This is a genomic window from Opacimonas viscosa (genome assembly GCF_024199005.1).
GTDB lineage: Bacteria > Pseudomonadota > Gammaproteobacteria > Enterobacterales > Alteromonadaceae > Opacimonas > Opacimonas viscosa.
This window is the reverse complement of the sequence record NZ_JANATA010000012.1, coordinates 43,112-61,109: the sequence shown is the minus strand read 5'-3', so window position 1 is coordinate 61,109 and position 17,998 is coordinate 43,112. Positions and strand designations below refer to the sequence as shown.

The 17,998-nt window shown below is 42.4% G+C and carries 11 protein-coding genes; 10 read left to right on the top strand and 1 reads right to left on the bottom strand.

What is annotated here, in order from left to right; genetic code table 11:
• Window positions 1-54: 54 nt before the first annotated feature.
• From NLF92_RS07965 to NLF92_RS07920, 10 genes are all read left to right on the top strand, one after another.
• Window positions 55-2,301 carry an acyl-CoA dehydrogenase gene (locus NLF92_RS07965; protein ID WP_254100605.1) on the top strand — a complete coding sequence of 749 codons (2,247 nt, stop codon included), beginning with the start codon at window positions 55-57 and terminating at the stop codon, window positions 2,299-2,301.
• 161 nt (window positions 2,302-2,462) lie between these two features.
• Window positions 2,463-3,053, top strand: coding sequence for a thymidine kinase (locus tag NLF92_RS07960; RefSeq protein WP_254100602.1), 591 nt, complete (start codon window positions 2,463-2,465; stop codon window positions 3,051-3,053).
• A 418-nt stretch (window positions 3,054-3,471) separates the two neighbouring features.
• Window positions 3,472-4,692, top strand: coding sequence for an acyl-CoA dehydrogenase family protein (locus NLF92_RS07955; RefSeq protein ID WP_254100599.1), 1,221 nt, complete (start codon window positions 3,472-3,474; stop codon window positions 4,690-4,692).
• 8 nt (window positions 4,693-4,700) lie between these two features.
• A complete protein-coding gene (locus NLF92_RS07950) occupies window positions 4,701-5,771 on the top strand; it encodes a phosphotransferase family protein (protein ID WP_254100597.1) in 1,071 nt (356 codons plus the stop codon).
• Window positions 5,772-5,779: 8 nt separating this feature from the next.
• Entirely contained in the window at window positions 5,780-6,529 is a 750-nt protein-coding gene (locus tag NLF92_RS07945) for an SDR family oxidoreductase (protein ID WP_254100594.1), read from the top strand.
• Window positions 6,530-6,538: 9 nt separating this feature from the next.
• Window positions 6,539-7,408: a bile acid:sodium symporter family protein gene (locus NLF92_RS07940; RefSeq protein WP_254100591.1), complete on the top strand. Its 870-nt coding sequence runs from the start codon at window positions 6,539-6,541 to the stop codon at window positions 7,406-7,408.
• 159 nt (window positions 7,409-7,567) lie between these two features.
• Window positions 7,568-9,208 (top strand): serine hydrolase, encoded by a 1,641-nt coding sequence (locus NLF92_RS07935; protein ID WP_254100588.1) that lies wholly within the window; start codon window positions 7,568-7,570, stop codon window positions 9,206-9,208.
• Between the two features lie 136 nt (window positions 9,209-9,344).
• A complete protein-coding gene (locus NLF92_RS07930; protein WP_254100585.1) occupies window positions 9,345-11,114 on the top strand; it encodes an autotransporter assembly complex protein TamA in 1,770 nt (589 codons plus the stop codon).
• Window positions 11,111-14,596 carry a translocation/assembly module TamB domain-containing protein gene (locus NLF92_RS07925; protein WP_254100582.1) on the top strand — a complete coding sequence of 1,162 codons (3,486 nt, stop codon included), beginning with the start codon at window positions 11,111-11,113 and terminating at the stop codon, window positions 14,594-14,596. Before NLF92_RS07930 ends, NLF92_RS07925 begins: the two co-directional genes overlap by 4 nt.
• 165 nt (window positions 14,597-14,761) lie before the next feature.
• Window positions 14,762-16,282: a PepSY domain-containing protein gene (locus NLF92_RS07920; RefSeq protein WP_254100579.1), complete on the top strand. Its 1,521-nt coding sequence runs from the start codon at window positions 14,762-14,764 to the stop codon at window positions 16,280-16,282.
• A gap of 33 nt (window positions 16,283-16,315) precedes the next feature.
• Here NLF92_RS07920 and NLF92_RS07915 read toward each other — a convergent pair whose 3' ends face one another.
• Window positions 16,316-17,980: an amidohydrolase gene (locus tag NLF92_RS07915; protein WP_254100576.1), complete on the bottom strand. Its 1,665-nt coding sequence runs from the start codon at window positions 17,978-17,980 to the stop codon at window positions 16,316-16,318.
• Window positions 17,981-17,998 lie beyond the last annotated feature (18 nt).

The window sequence follows — 17,998 nt, the reverse complement described above, 5'->3', positions numbered from 1 at the left end:
TCAGATGACCGATGAGTCAAGATTGACTATTAGATTAATATAGAGAGCAACGTTATGAGCCTACGTACGAGTTTAAAAAAAGTATTGCCACCGATTTCAATTACTGAACAAGAAGCACTTGATGCCGGTGATGTGTGGATTGAATCTTCAATCTACCAAGGTAAGCCAGATATGCATGCAGTGCGTAACTTACCGACTGGTACACTCAGTGCAGATGAACAGGCTTTCCTAGAGGGTCCGGTGGTCGAATTAATCGACATGATCAATGATTTTGAATTGATGAATGAAAAACATATCCCTCAACCTATCATTGATTTTTTATGTAAAAACAAATTTTTCTCTATGATCATTCCAAAGAAATTTGGTGGTCTAGAATTTTCTCCCTATGCCAATTCAACAATCGTAGCAACAATCGCAACAGCTAGTGGTGCAATTGCAGTTACCGTCATGGTGCCTAATTCTCTAGGTCCAGGTGAACTATTGATGCATTACGGCACTGCTGAACAGCAAAACTACTGGTTACCTCGCTTGTCCGTAGGTACGGATATTCCTTGTTTTGCACTAACGGGTCCTGAGGCTGGTTCTGATGCAGGGTCGATTCCTGATGCCGGTATTGTGACCAAAGGCATGTACAACGGTGAAGAAGTGCTTGGTCTAGAAGTGACTTGGGACAAACGTTATATTACTTTAGCACCGATTGCGACTGTTCTCGGTTTAGCTTTTAAGGTCTTCGACCCGGAGCAACTTTTAGGTGATAAATTAGAGCTAGGTATTACTTGTGCCCTGCTTCCAAAAAGCCACCCTGGTGTAGAATTAGGGAACCGTCATGACCCAATGGGCGTTCGTTTCTACAATGGTACAACCCGTGGTAATAAAGTTTTCATCCCTATGGATTTCATTATTGGTGGCCAAGAAAACATCGGACGTGGCTGGCAGATGTTAGTCAGCTGTTTAGGTGCTGGTCGCGGTATTTCATTACCTGCAATGGGGGTAGCGTCTGCGCAAAGTTCATTCAAATCTACAGCTGAATACTCTTTTGTTCGTGAACAATTCAACATGCCTGTTGGCGGTTTCGAAGGGATCCAAGAAAAACTGGCTGACATTGCAGGGAAAACGTTCTTATTAGAAGCGATGCGTGTGTTGACGACAGAAGGGTTGAACCAAGGTTTAAAACCTTCAGTGGTAACAGCTATTGCTAAATACCATATGACTGAGTTGGGTCGAGACGTGGTAAATCAGGCCATGGATGTACAAGCGGGTAAAGCGATCCAACGCGGGCCACAAAATACACTGGCCAATGGCTATGCATCATTACCTATTGCGATCACGGTAGAAGGTGCCAATATCTTAACGCGCAACTTAATGATCTTTGGTCAAGGTGCTATGCGCTGCCACCCTTATCTGCAAGAGATGGTAGAGCTCATTCACTCTGATGATGCCGCCGCTGATAAACCGTTTAATAAAGTCCTCGGTAAAACCGTTTGGTTCAGTGTTAAAAATGCATTCCGCAGTATGAAGAACGCCTATCTTCCATTGTTACGCTCTGCAGAATCAGAGCTACCTGAAGTGCGTCAATACGAGCAACGCTTGAACAGCTTATCTGCTAAATTGGCACCTTTAGCTGACTTGTCTTTGTTAGTACTTGGTGGGGATTTGAAAAAAGCAGAATTACTCTCTGCACGTTTAGGTGATGTCATGAGCTATACCTATGGCGCAATGGCGACCATTCGTTATTACGAGCAGCGTGTATCTGACCGAGCTGAGGCAAAACCGTATTTTGAATATGCAATGCAATGGTCATTGAGCCAAGCAGAAAAAGCTATCGTGGAATTTGTTAACAACTTCCCGAATACACCAACACGTGGCTTGATGCGTTTAATCACGAATACATACACCAATAGCACTAGCAGTATTAATGACGACTTGGTCCGTGAGTTATCTGTGGCAGCGCTTAAAGATAGTTCTATCAAGAAAGAATTAACACACTTAGTGGTTACTCGCCCTGGTGATGGTAATGACATCAACGAGCAAGCGTTCTTAGCAAAACATGCTGTGATGCCACTATTGAAAAAAGTTCGCAAAGCACTTCGTTCTACTCCCGTTATACCATTCGTGTCATTTGAACACGCAGTGCAACAACTAGAGATAGCCAAAGAACTGACCAGCGAAGATGTCGCGGCGTTACTGTCATATAACGAAAAGCGTAAATTAGCTGTACGTGTGGATGAGTTTACTTTTGATTTAGAACTGATTGACGCAAATGGCGAAAAAGTCGTTGTAGATATCACAGATGCAGCTTGATTATAGATAAACACTGCGCTTATTAAATACCAACAAGGTCACTTTCGAGTGACCTTTATTTTACCCTAGATGACATGCTTTTTCTTTAGTCAGTCCCTGAGTTTTTTTGCAATTAATAAGCAACTCCTGAATAATGCACGCTAGTTATTTAAGGACCCAACATGGCTCAACTCTACTTTTATTATTCAGCAATGAACGCAGGTAAATCAACTGCATTATTACAATCCGCATACAACTATGAAGAGCGTGGATTGACTGCATTACTGTTTACAGCACAGCTAGATGACCGTTTTGGTGAGGGCAAAATCACCTCGAGAATAGGCTTGAGTAAGCCAGCGCTAATGTTTGGCAACGACACGAATCTTTATCAGACCATCCAACAACAGCTCGCCACGCAAAGCATCGACGCTATCTTTATCGACGAAGCACAGTTTCTTGCCAAAGAACAAGTCATGCAATTAATTCATATTGTGGATGATTTGCATATCCCTGTATTAGCTTACGGCCTACGTACCGACTTTTTAGGCGAAACATTTTCTGGTAGCCATTATCTGCTGGCCTGGGCAGATAAACTGACCGAGCTCAAAACAATTTGTCACTGCGGAAAAAAAGCGAACTTCGTAGTACGTATAGACGAAAACGGACAAGCAAGTAAAAGTGGTGCCCAAGTAGTTGTCGGCGGTAATGAGCGCTACGAATCAATGTGCCGAAAACACTTCAAAAACCTCGTTTGGGGTCAACTACCTGTCTAAGTTCTTTACAGTAAAAAAAAGTGCCTTTTTATACCATTGATTTTACTGACAAAAATAAGTGGCATGACAACTGCAACACTCTATTTGTGAAATAAGTGAGTGGTGTATCTTTTTTTATATCTGGGTGAGTATTTTCATTACTGCGTTCTAGTAAAAATACCAACAAGGGTATATTCGTAGAAATTTTCTTGTCCTTAATTTCTACCAGCATAACGGTTAAATTATACCTACTTACTTATTTGCTTTGTAAACAATAATCTTGTTTACGCCCCCATTAACCCTCTGATATCGTCCTGTTATCAGAGGGTTTCCTTTATTTGTTTGCTGAATAGTTCTGCTTAATCAAACTAAATTGGATTTATAGACCGAATAAAGTACTCTTGAATTAAAGAAAAATAATACTTTGTTGGAGACAACCATGGATTTCTCTCATGCACCCAAAACTCAAGAATACCTTGCTCGTTTAACTGCGTTTATCAACGAACATATCGCTCCTATCGCGGATGATGTGTATGAATTTATGCATACCCACAATGCCCATGGTGATTGGCGAAATTGGCGGTTACATCCACAAATTGAACAACTCAAACTACTCGCCCGACAAGAAGGTTTAGCCAATTTATTCTTACCAGATGCTGAATACGGTCAGGGGCTGACGACTTTGGAGTACGCACCACTTGCCGAAGAGATGGGCCGATATTTGTTTGCTCCTGAGATTTTTAATTGCAATGCACCAGATACTGGCAATATGGAAGTGCTATACCATTTTGGTACGGATGAGCAAAAAACCACTTGGTTGATGCCTTTATTGAAGGGGGAAATCCGCTCTGTTTTTGGTATGACCGAACCCGATGTTGCCTCAAGTGACGCCACCAATATGCAAGCTCGGATTGATTTTGATGGTGATGACATTGTTATCAATGGAACCAAATGGTGGTCGACAGGGCTAGGCCACCCAAATGCAAAAGTTATTATTTTTATGGGACTATCTAACCCTGAAAACGACCGTCATGCGCAACACTCTATGGTCATTGTTCCGTTGGATAGTCAAGGGTTAACGATAAAACGTATGTTAACGGCTTATGGCGATTATGATGCTCCTTATGGGCATGGTGAAATGGTTTTAGATAATGTCAGAGTCCCCAAAGAAAACCTGATTATGGGTCCGGGCAAAGGTTTTGCTATTGCCCAAGGGCGTCTCGGTCCAGGTCGAATTCATCATTGTATGCGCTCTATTGGTATGGCAGAGGAAGCTTTGGCACTAGGTATTAAACGCGCATTGTCGAGAACGGCATTTGGTAAGCCTCTTACCGAGCTAGGTGGTAATAAAGAACGCATCGCTATGGCTCGGATGAAAATTGAACAAGCTCGATTATTAACCCTACAAGCTGCCTGGAAAATTGATCATTTAGGGGTCAAGAATGCAATGACAGATATCAGTGCTATCAAAGTTGTCGTCCCACAGATGCTCCAAGAAATTATTGATATGAGTGTACAACTTCACGGCGGTGGTGGTATGTGTCATGATTTTCCGTTAGCGCGATTTATGGCCGGCGCTCGGAGCTTACGACTTGCCGACGGCCCTGATGAAGTGCACATGGCAATGGTTTCACGTTTAGAGCTAAAAAAATATAAATAAGGGACGCCATGACACAGCCTAATTCGGTACTCGATAAAGCCCGCAATGTGCGTCCCGGTGAAGAATTACCGTTAGTTACACTGACACCATGGTTGACCAAACATATCGGGTTATCAGGAACACCATCCGTCACTCAATACGCAGGTGGGGCATCGAACTGGACCTACTGTTTAGAGTATCCAAAGCAGTCTGTTATCCTACGCAGGGCCCCTGCTGGTACTAAAGCCAAAGGCGCCCATGACATGGGGCGTGAGTATCGCCTACAAAACGCGATTAAAAACGTGTATCCCTTGGTGCCCAAAATGTTGGGGCACTGCGCAGATGACGATGTTTTGGGTACTGAGTTTTATGTCATGGAAAAACTCTCGGGCATCATTCCACGAAAAAACATGCCCAAAACGCTACAACTTTCCACTCGCCAAGTAAATACCCTCTGCACCAACGCTATCGATGGGCTAGTTAGCTTACATCAAGTGGATTATAAAGCTGCAGAGCTTGATAAATTGGCCAAGGGCAGTGGTTATGTAGAAAGGCAAATTTCAGGTTGGTGTAACCGCTACAGCAAAGCCAAAACCTGGAATGTCCCAAGTGCAAACGGTATCATGAAGTGGTTAACCGCAAATATGCCAACTACGGAAACCATCTGTTTAACTCACAACGACTACCGCTTTGATAATCTAGTTTTAGATCCTTCTGATCCGACCCAAATCATAGGGGTGTTAGACTGGGAATTAGCGACCTTGGGGGATCCGCTAATGGATTTGGGCAATACCCTAGCCTATTGGGTCCAAGCCGATGATGACTTTATTGCCACCAGTACACGCCGTCAGCCCACTCATTTAGAGGGGATGTTGACACGTAAAGAAGTCATCAAATATTACGCTAAAAAAACCGGAGCTGATGTTAGCAATATTGCTTTTTATGAAGTCTATGGTTTGTTTCGCCTAGCCGCAATTGTATTACAAATCTATTATCGCTATCATCACAAACAAACTCGTAATCCAGCATTCAAACACCTGTGGTTCTTTACGCAATACCTTCTCCACAGATGCCGTAAAATCATTCGTCAAGCAGGATAATAAGAATAATGACAAGACAAAATATACTCATCACTGGTGCCAGTTCTGGTTTGGGCAAAGGCATGGCTATTGAATTTGCAAAGTTAGGGAGAAATCTCGCGTTATGTGCCAGAAGAGTCGAACGCCTTACCGAACTACAAACTGAACTGTTGGCGATTAATCCAAATATTAAAGTGTTAATTAAAGCACTTGATGTCAATGACCATGACGCTGTCTTTTCTGTTTTCAAAGAATTTGATGCAGAAATGGGTGGACTGGATAGAATTATTGTCAATGCAGGGATGGGCAAAGGTGCCTCTATCGGTACTGGGTATTTTTATGCCAACAAACAAACTGCTGAGACCAATTTCGTAGCAGCTTTGGCGCAATGCGAAGCCGCTATGGAAATATTTCGAGCTAAAAATGCTGGTCACTTAGTAACTATATCATCTATCAGTGCAGTAAGTAGTTATCGTCGAGCGATGACCGTCTATGCTGCCACCAAAGCCGCGCTATCTTCAATGTCTGAAGGTTTGCGAATAGATCTGCTGGGCACACCAATCAAAGTGTCTACCGTACATCCCGGTTTCATTCGCAGTGAAATCAATGAAAAAGTGAAAAAAGTCCCTTTTATTGTGGATACCGAAACAGGTTGTAAAGCCATGGTAAAAGCCATCGAAAAAGAAGGGGAAAACTCTTATGTGCCTACTTGGCCATGGGCATTTTTACAATGGTTCTTGCGGATCGCTCCTAAATCTATACTCAAAAAAATGAGCTAGGAGCCAGACATGGAAGCATCAGTTTTTACTGAAATTTTATTACCAGCAAGCCTCGTGCTCATTATGTTCGGTATGGGCATGACCTTGACGGTAGCGGATTTTCAACGCTTATTAATCACACCAAAAACCGTATCCGTTGGCTTACTAGGTCAGTTGATCGGTTTACCCTTGGTTGCATTTGGTTTGGCCCTGGCCTTTTCCTTGGAGCCACACATTGCGATTGGTTTGATGATTTTAGCGGCTTGTCCTGGTGGTACTTCATCCAACCTGCTAAGTCATATCGCCAGAGCGAATATTGCTTTATCGGTCACCCTCACCGCAGTGACATCTGTGATTTGTATTATAACCACCCCCTGGCTGATCCGTTTTAGTATTGATTATTTTGCTATTACTCCGGATGAAACATTCTCACTCATTAAAACCTCATTAAGTCTTCTGGTTATCACACTGATTCCAATCGGCGTGGGGATGTTAGTGCGTAAATTCGCTCTAAACTTTGCGCTTCGTTCAGAGAGTTTTTTTAAGCATTTGTCGACGTTTTTCTTATTTTCTATGATTGCGATTATTGCTTACAAAGAACGGGAAATTCTCTGGGAAGCTTTCCCTAATATATTTATGGTCACGCTTAGCCTAAATATTATAGCTACGGCTATAGGCATTATGTTTGCCAAACTCAGTCGCTTAAATGTCCAGGATGCATTAACTATCGGGATTGAAGTAGGCACACAAAATGCCACAGTAGCGATACTTATCGCGGTCACATTTTTGGCTAAACCTGAATACTCAATAGCTGGCGCTGTTTATGGCGTTGGTATGTATATAGGTGCATTTGGTCTTATTGTATTGCGTAAAAAAGGGTGGCTTGGCTTCAACGAATAAGGCACTAAGGATAGTAAAGCGGTTCTTGATATTGGGACTTGATCTTTATTGACTATCAAGTAATGTTAAATAGTCTTTCTTTTATTCTGTGAGTCTCTTTTGTTCCGATTTCAGCTTACCACTTTTCTATTTGTCGGATTGATTTGCTGTTACTGTGCATTGACTCAGCCAGTGTTTGCAGGTGAAAGTCGTCCTGCTAATTCTGAAGCAAAGAATGTTTACCCATACATTCCAACCGAGCAAAAAAATAACAATAACCCCCCAGAAGAAGACTTAATACCTTCCTATAGCCGTGTGGCATTAGAAAACGTGATCCACAGTGCTCTAAAAACGTTTGTCACACCGGGAGTAGCAGTTGCTATCGTCCACCAAGGTGAAATCATTCATCAAGGAGGCTATGGTTTACGCCAGCAATCTGCGCCAGAAACAGTAAATCCCTATACCTACTTTCGTTTAGCCTCGTTATCCAAGGCATTTACCGCGGCTAGTGTCGCTAAATTAGTGGATATGGGTAAACTTGACTGGCAGGACAAAGTCATCGAATACCTACCTGAATTTACACTTTACAATAAAAAAGTCACCAATAGTTTCACAATATTAGATCTCCTCACGCATCGTTCTGGGTTAGTTTCTGGGGCCGGTGACAGTATGCTGTGGCCTGAGCCTACTGGGTTTTCTCGACAAGAAATCATTCACAACCTCCGTTACCTAACACCAAAGTTCTCTTATCAAAAGACGTACAGCTATTCCAATGCGTTGTATATCACAGCAGCAGAAATTGTCGCAAAAATAACAGGTGTACCATGGTCACAATTTGTCGATGAACAGGTATTTCAGCCACTCAACATCCAATGCTATGCTGGCGCGATGCCGCAGAGCTTACTGCGTAATGTGGCGTTGCCCCACGGACACAATGACACCCGAGGTATTTATCCTATTCCGCGTAATGCTATTACCGGTAAAGAAATTGTCTCGGCAGCGGCAGGTGGTGTCGTGTGCAACGCAAATGGCATGGCTCAGTGGCTAAAAGCACTGTTAAATGAAGGTAAAACAGCGCGTGGCGAAGCTTTATTTTCACCCTCGCAATTACAAAAAATGTGGCAGCCACAAACCCAAATGCCTATTTATCCTCGCAGTCGATTGATGAATAATACGACCCAGAAATTTTACGGAATCGGTTGGCGTATTGAGGATATCGACGGGTATGCACTCATCTCACATACTGGGACTTTATCAGGATTTCAAGCTTATGCAGCGATGATCCCAGAATTAGAACTCGGTGTTGTCGTGTTAAATAATGGGTCAAATTATGGTGTGCGCTCCACCATCGTCCAAACGATACTCAAAGCATTTATTAACGCGGATATTACTAAACATGATAAGGGGGAGAGTATTGATACTCGCAACTGGGAAGCCTTTTTTGTTAAAGCACAAAAAGAAGCTGAACAGCGCTACCTAAAAAGAACGTACCCTGAACCAAAAGGAACAGGTAAGACACTATTCTCACCCGAAGCATATGCGGGTTACTTTGCTGACCAATGGTTTTCAGGTCTATTAATTGATATGGATGAACAAGGACAGCTGCGGATCACATCCGAAAAAATGTCTTCACTTACAGGACGCTTAGAGCCATTTGCAGAACACACATGGATTATTCGTTGGGACAACCAAAATGCTGCCCAAGACGCATTTATTTATTTCAAAGCTGAACGCAATAATATCGTCTCTTTCACATTACACCCCTTTCAAAATAAACTAGAGGATGATCATGAGTGGCGAGATATGGTATTTTATAAGTAGTACCACTCTAAAATGTAACAACGTATCTAGAGAGTCATTCTTGATTCAATAAAACAAGGAACTGTTTTTATTCATGCTCACTTATGTAGCGCTTTTCTCTGACTGCTTTGCGAAAGTAAAACATAGCAATTCGCTCATGCGTATTTTTTACGCCTTGTTAACCTTGGGCAGCATTTTTGCATTTCAAGCAACGGCAAAAACCACCATATCTTTCCCTGAGGATGCGCTCATCCCGAAATCGGTCCAAACCAATATTGCACTCTCATTAGCGAACTATACCGGCTACCCTGACTGCTCTGCTGTAACGCCGTTAAATGCCCAAAGGCAACAACGGGTACTGGGTAAAATCATACTTGAGGCATTTCATAGTGATGGCTTATTTGCGACCCAAATAACACAACTCGAATTAGAACATGCAAGTAATTGCCAGAATTGGCAAGCTGAGGCCATTAACATCGAACCAGCTTTACTGCAGAAAGTGACCTTTTCGGACAGCTTGATAACTTCTGACGACCCCGTGCTCCAAGCGCAGATAAAAGCATTTGAAGCGATGCTAAATCGGCCGTTTCAGCAATCAGAATATCAAGGATTTATTGATAATATTTACACACAGGCTATCGCTCGTGGTTACTTTGATATTGAGCTAAATGAACAGGTTGTTGCCGTCATTGACGGAGGACGAGCGGTAACTGTCACGTTCAATATCAAACTAGGACAGCGCTATAACATCCAAGAGATCAAATTAATCAACACCACTATCAATCCAGAATTAATCTTTGATCTGATAAAGTTTGCGCCGGGTGATGCATACAGTATTGGCCAACTAAACACCCTGACCAAAGCATTACAACAAACCCAATATTTTTCGCAAGTCTCGATTCGGCCTGATATTGCGTCACGAAATACCCAAAATCATACCGTAGATATCCATGTTAATGTCACCGAAAAAGAAAAGCACTGGATTGATCTTGGGGCTGGAATATCAACCGACGATGGTTTGCGCACATCACTCACATGGACTCGTCCGAGATTAAATGATGCGGGCCATAGTTTGCGTGCTTATGCCCAGTTATCTGTACCTGAACAACAAGCGACCTTTACTTATAAAATCCCTTTTGCTGATACCAACAAAGATTATTTAGGGCTGCAAGCGGGTGTGCAAAACATTGACCGTAATGATACGCAAAGTTTGACCTCGTCGATTGGGGTACAGCGCTACTTTGCTTGGGGGGATAATGAATGGCAGCATAATTTATTTACCCGTTATGAATATGCTGAATTTCGCCAAGGCTCTGCATCACGCAACTATTCTGAACTCCTATTTTTCGGAGCTAGTACGACCTTGTTAAAAAGTGATAATCCACTCTACCCGACCCAAGGTACACGAAAAACAATCACATTCGCGACAACTCAAGATAGCTTGTTAAGTGATCAAACACTGTATAAATTCTCTGCTAGAGGCAAATGGCTGGTCCCTCTTGATGCGACAGATAATCGTCCTGCTTTTAGCTGGCTCAGTATTGTAGATTTTGGCATGGTGGCAGCGGATGATTTTTTTACTGTCCCTTCAACTATTCGCTTTTACGGTGGGGGAGATCAAAGTATTAGAGGCTTTGCTTTCCAGGCACTTTCTCCAGTGGATGCTACAGGAGTTGATACCGGAGCAGAACAGATAATAAGTACCCAACAAGAAGTTTTCACAACGCTTAACGATGACTGGCATATTGCATTTGGAGTAGATGCCCTACGTGCACGTACATCATTAGACACTATCCAAGCATATAGTGCCAACATCGGTGCACATTGGCGTTCACCGGTTGGCCCAATCCGCTTTTATGTGTCTAGGGGACATAGCGACCTAGAAAATACGTGGCGCGTTCATTTGCTGATGGGGCCATTATTATGAGTTCACCAACAATCCACAAGACTCCTATTTGGCGCCGTCTACGATTCAGTCTCATGGTGTTGGTTAGCACAGTAATGATCTTACTAGCCATAATGGTGGGTTTATTGAATTCCGAGGCAGGGACAAAATGGCTCGTCAGTACTGCCAATAAAATCCCAGGCTTACACATTAAGAATGTCACAGGTACGATATTTTCTGAGCTAGAGATAGCCTCTATGCGTGTTTCCACAGAAATACTCGATATAGCCGTTCAAGACATCGCACTCGGCGTGGAGTTATCATGTATATGGCAAAAGAGGATTTGTCTAAGTAAAACTGAGATAGGCTCCATAAATGTCTTAGCAACAAGGCTTCAAGCCAGCACTGCACAAGAAAAGCCCCAATCATCGTTAACGCTGCCGTTGCCGATTCAGCTTCCTGAGATAAAGCTTGGTACATTGATTTTTTCACGCTTGGATAAGTCGCAATTACAACTGTCTAACTTGAATCTAAAACCTATCCTTATCTCCACGTCAGAGACAACGCATTTACTCCATTTATCTGATATTGATTTACATCTTGAAAGTTTGAGTATTCTTCTCCCTCCTTCCGCTAAAAATGCAAGCGGGGCGCCGACCCAGAACACAGTATCAAATACCTATAAATCGATCGATCCCCCCCAAGACTTGACGAGTTCTTTTGATTTGAGCCATTATTTACAAACAGTCACAGGTCAAATTCAAAACGCGCAAACACATATTTATACTCATGTAGATAAGCTTTTTAACTTGCAAAAAGCATACAGCTCAACGTTACAAAATATACAGCTACCTGAACTCCAAATACCCATTAATTCAGTAGAGGTAGCGTTATTGGTTGATAGCATCAACATTATGCAACATGACCAGTCTCCTTTGTTAGAGCATTTGACCGTCAAGTTAGATCTCATACTCAAACAGATAAAGCCCGGTCAAACAGAGATCTTAATCCCCACATTTACTGGACAACATCAGGATTTCGCTTGGACGGTAAACGGTTCAATCAACGACCTCTACAACCATGAATTGACCTTTGATGCTCAGTGGTTTTCTCCAGAAGTCGTCTCAACAAAAATGGTAAACCCGATTGAGCATGTCGTATGGAAATCGTCGGGATTTATTTTGAATCCAACGATTAATATCGCTACAACCGGCTTAATCAACACCAACGTCAAAATAGCAGGAGATTTACGCAAAGCACATGTTCCCTTGGATATGAGTATCAACTGGGCACCTTTTCAATACTCTTATCAGAATATACAGGTTGCACTTGGAGCAGGTTTTTTACGTGCAAATAGTCACGAAAATACGTTCAGTGCTGCTTTCGACATTCCGCTAAAAACATTGGTATTTACTGACACACAGTCCCATGATGCAACCCCCGAAATTCAACTAAATGATATTTTTAGTCGCTGTGCTATCACGCTAGAACTCACCCAAATGACTAGTCAAGATTGCTCCCTAAATTTTGCCAGCAACCCTTATAACATTCAGATTTCAGGTACCCCTGATACTGGAATACAGGTCGAAACGGCGTTGCAAATTGACGATATTGCCGCGCTCACAGAATGGGTATTCAATGGTAAAAAATTGAGCCAACACCTCACTGCACATGCTGTTGATGTACGTGAAGATAGTGCGTTGAAATTATCCACAAATACAACAATTGGCAAAGATAAATTGCAGCTAACAGCCATGGTTACACTTGACGGCGTAGTCGCACAAGGTATGGCTATAGATGACTTCAATACTGCGCTAGAGGTTTCTGCAGATGTCAGTAGTCTACGTGCTAACTTAGGTCAGACCCAAGTCCAACTTGCTCTGCCTAAAACGCATTTACACATTACCCTTGCCCCTAGCCTATTTTCGCTAGACTACGCTCAAGGGCTATTACAGACTTCTGCTCTGGATATATCGTTAGCGTCTGCTGCGTACAGTACTTCTCAAAACCAGGCAAGCACCACTACTCATCTGATTCCTCTTGGCACAATCCAATTTGCGCCACTGACGTTGTATAGCTCAGAACCAACCCTAATGACACAACTCAGTGTTGATGCACTCAACTTACAAAGTATGTTCGATTTTGTGCAACGGGTAGTACCCTCTCCTATTTTAGCAAATCTACAAACAGATAGCGTGATGACGCTTCAACTCAATGCCTCGCTCTTAGCGAAACAAGCTCTCAAAGTTCAGCTTGGGGCTAATTTATCACAAAGCACTTGGGAGTATGACAACTTAGGCTTAACCTTGAGTCCTGCGCAACTTACGGGAGATATGATTTGGGATATTTCACAACCTATATCGACTCTTACCGGTTCACTGCAGACAGAAGTCTCTGGGGATAGGTTAGGTAAAATTGCACTCGAGATAGAACGCACTGAACAAACGAAATTATACGCAGAATTGTTTTCAGTGAATTTAGGTGTGTTTGCACCGTTTGTTCCTCAGTTTAAAAATCTAGCTGGTCTAGCAAGTGCTAATTTAGCACTGGTGCAAAATGCTTCGGATATTGACATTACGGGTGTAGTCATTATCCCTGAATTAGCGATTAATATTGAAAAATTGCCGGAAAGTGCCAAAACACCCCATCCTGATATTCAATTCACAACACCACTGGAACATGTATTTGATACCCAAAACCAAGACTCTGAACGCTTAAATATCACTACTAACGTCAATGTTTTTGTGGATCCCTTAAAACAAAATACAGTGACACTATCTGCTTTAGATTTTGCCAGTGCACTCAATGGTTATGTGAATGTCAGTGGCAATATCCAGAGCCCACTCGTTATGGGAGAAATTAATATTGTCGATGGGAGTTATGCGGCCTATGGCCAAGATCTACTTATTCGTAAAGGCAGTTTAAACTTTACTGGGCCAGTTAACTTACCCTATGTGGATATTGAAGCGATCCGTAATCCCAAAAATATGGCTGATTCTACTATAGCTGGATTACAGATCACCGGTAACCCTAATCAATTAAAAGCAAGTTTGTTTTCAGAGCCCATGCTCGAAAACCCCAATATATTGTCTTATCTGATCCGCGGAAAGGGGCTAGATGCCAGTTCTGATGAAGATAACTCAGTGTTATTAACCAATGCTTTATTGGGATTTGGTTTGGGACGCAGTGAAGATACGGTCAGTAAAATTGGTGATGCATTTGGGGTGGATGATTTACAATTTGCCACGCAAGGCAGTGGTGAACAAACCCAAATTGGCGTGTCTGGTAAATTAAACGATCGCTTGAGCATAGAGTATCGGGTGGGTGTGTTTTCAGCTATCACTGAGTTTGGTTTACGCTACCAATGGTTACCTAACCTTTATCTAGAAGCGACCAGTGGTGCAAGCAATGCTTTGGATGTGTTTTATGAAATCAAATGGGGAGAACGTGCTGTATCAGATGAATCAACCACTAAAAAAAATAACGAAGCATCCGCTCAGCTCCCTCAAACACCAGTCCCATAGAGCTCTCGTATAAAGTTCTTATATAAACTTCTCATATAGAGTCGGATGAAAGAGTCACTTGATAGAACACCCCAACAAATAAATACTAGTACCGACTTACTATGGCTGTTAATCTAGCCTGTAGCTCATGCTTTTCTAAAGATAACTCAAAAAAAAATAATAATTATGGACAAAACCCATTCAGCGAAACGTTTTACCTTTTCTTCTTTTTGGTATCGTTGGCATAAAAGATTCATGCTGCTGGTGGGTTGGCAATTCTTTGTCTGGGCCCTAACCGGTCTTTATATGGTAAGCATAAATATCCATGTTATCCACGGTGAAACATACCTTCCTAAACCATCGAACTTAGATCTTACTCAATTCACATATCCCATAAACACCTTGCATACACGCTATCCTGATGCAGTCGCGATTTCAGCGGAATTCCTTAGAGGAGAACAAGTATTTAAGGTCAAACATAGTATTAACCCCTATGCCGCAACGCTTGTTTCTGCATCGACAGGTGAGACACTGCCCAAGCTTACTGCAACGCAGATTAAAGAGATTGCAGTCACTTTAAGTACAGATCCAATCAGAGAGATCCGATTCTTAGATAAAGCGCCAAAGGAGGTGTCTTCTCGCTATACCAATGTCTATCAGGTGACTTTTGACCGCTTTGATGATCTGACGTTGTATATGCATGAGTCAACAGGCGAAGTCGTTACGGTTAGACACCTTTGGTGGCGTATTTTTGATGTTTTTTGGCGCTTACACATAATGGATTATGACGATGGTGAAAACATCCACAATATTTTATTAAAGTTCGTCGCTGTAGTTGGTTTTATTGCTGTAGGAATGGGGCTGGGCACGTTGTATTTTCGGTTGCGAAAACAACAGTGGCTGAGGCTTAAAGTACATAAAGGAAAAATTCAAAAAATCAAACAAGCCCGCTTAAAACACTGGCAAAAAATCCACAAAATGAGCGCTTGTGTTGTTGGCGTTCAAATGATGATTTGGTTAGGTTCAGGTATATATCTCAGCTTTATTCCATTAGCGATAAAAGATTATCCGAACTTACCAAATAATTTATATCGTTCTAATTCCATAAATACATCTTATTTAGCGAATACAGATGCTACCAGCCCACAGACTTTAGCTGCGTTATCCACTACGCTTTTGTTTGGTGTCGATACTGAGTTTAAGAAAGTCACCTGGCAACCTGCGACAAACTTCCAAGAAACACTGATACAATGGCACAGCACGGCCACAAAACACCCTTATCAAAAAAATGATATCACACTGACAGATAGTGCTGGGATGCCCATATCTTGGTCAAAAGCAGATTTAGAGAATAGATGGTATACACTGACATCGGATCCAGATTTTACCGGTATAACGTTCCATGAAGAGGGGAAAGATGTGTTAAGGGGCGAAGAAAATAGCATCTGGGAAATCACTTTCAAAACTTATAGCGCTATCTATCGCGCTCATTCTGGAGAACGTATTCGAGTCTTAGATGAGTATTGGGATTGGCATGATTTAATGCTAAAACTGCACTTTATGGATTATCCAAATAACGGTTCATTCAACAGTATTTGGAATATTATTCTCGCTTTATCCGCATTGATACTGAGTATCACAGGGTTGCGATTTAGCATAAGAAAATGGGCTAAAAGCATTTCACAAAATGCATATATACCCCGCTAGTTATTTCAGCTTTTAGCTAAATAAGTGTATGTCTCACAAGCGAAATTTCTGTTCTCCATTGACCCACGTTTCCAATACTTGAGTATCTCTAATTTTACTGGGATGGATGCTAAAAATATCACGGTCGATAATAATAAAGTCGGCTTTTTTACCCGCTTCTAATGTCCCCAAAATATCATCTTGGAAAGCAGAATAGGCAGCGTCAAGGGTAAAACCTCGTAAAGCTTGTTCCAAGGTCACCCTTTCTTCTGGGATCCAGCCTGACTCTGGGATGTTGTCGCCAGATTGACGTGTTACAGCAGCGTGCAAACCATGAAACGGATGTGCTAGCTCTACTGGAAAATCCGAACCAAAGGCAATTCTAGAGCCTTGTGTCAGGAATGTCTGCCAAGCATAAGCGCCTTTTAAACGCGCTTTACCGACCCGATCTTCGGCCATATTCATATCTGAAGTTGCGTGAGTCGGTTGCATAGAAGGGATAATTCCAAGGGTTTTAAACTTTGGAATATCCTCTACCGCTACAACCTGGGCATGTTCTATACGATGGCGTTCAGTATTCTCTGGAAAAATCGCGAAAGTTTTTGCAAATTCATCCAATGCCAAACGATTTGCTCTATCCCCTATCGCATGGAAATTTAATTGAAAATTAGCACCCAGAACTTCCCTAAACAGTGAGGGTAATTGTTCTTGAGGGGTCACTAATAAACCGTGGTTGTCGGGATCATCACTGTAAGGCTCCAACAAAGCCGCCCCTCTGCTACCAAGCGCCCCATCACCATATGCTTTCACACTGCGAATGGAAAGCATTGCGTTGGCATCCGCAATATGCCCTTGGGATAGCATGGCTGATAAGTTTTTGTCTGTCGCAGCTAGCATCGCATAAATTCTGACGTGTAGCTTATTTGCAGCGGCTTGGGCTTGATAGAATTCGGCGACATGTTGACCAATGCCAGCATCATGCATACTCGTAATGCCGAGCGATAATAAATGTTCATTTGCTGCTTGGAGTTGTTCAGCTAATTGGGCTGCATCAGGTTTTGGGATAAGTTTTTCAACCAAATACGAGGCATTATCAATCAGTAACCCCGTTGGGTTACCCGCTGCATCTTTAACAATCTCTCCACCTGAGGGGCTAGGTGTTGTGGCCGTTATTCCCGCTTTTTCCAAGGCTACAGTGTTGACCCAAACTGCATGACCATCGACTCTGGATAACACAATCGGTTTGTCGATATTTAATGCATCCAGACTCGCTTTGGTTGGGAATTGTTTGTTGGGCCACAAAACTTGGTTCCAACCACGCCCAATAACCCACTCAGAAGCTGAGTCCGTGTGCGCCGCAATAAAGTTTTGCACTAATTGTGCAGCCTCTGCTTCACTTTTAGCCGAGCGCACATCAACTGATAATAAGTTTTCACCTAAACCCAGCATATGTCCATGCGCATCAATAATCCCAGGCAGCATGACTTGACCCTGTGCATCAATCGTACGATCAACTGCCCCTACACTAAACGTGTTACCTACAGCGATAATTTTGTCATCTTTAAACGCTATCTGTGAAAATTGCACCAAGTCCCCTTGGGTATTCAATGTATAGCCGTTCACATTTTTAATTAAAGTAGTGTTTGCTAGACTTATTGGACTCGTCACGACAAGTGTCAAAGTCAGAATGGTATAACGCAGGAAGTTACGGGTCAGCATGGGAATTCTCATTTTTTT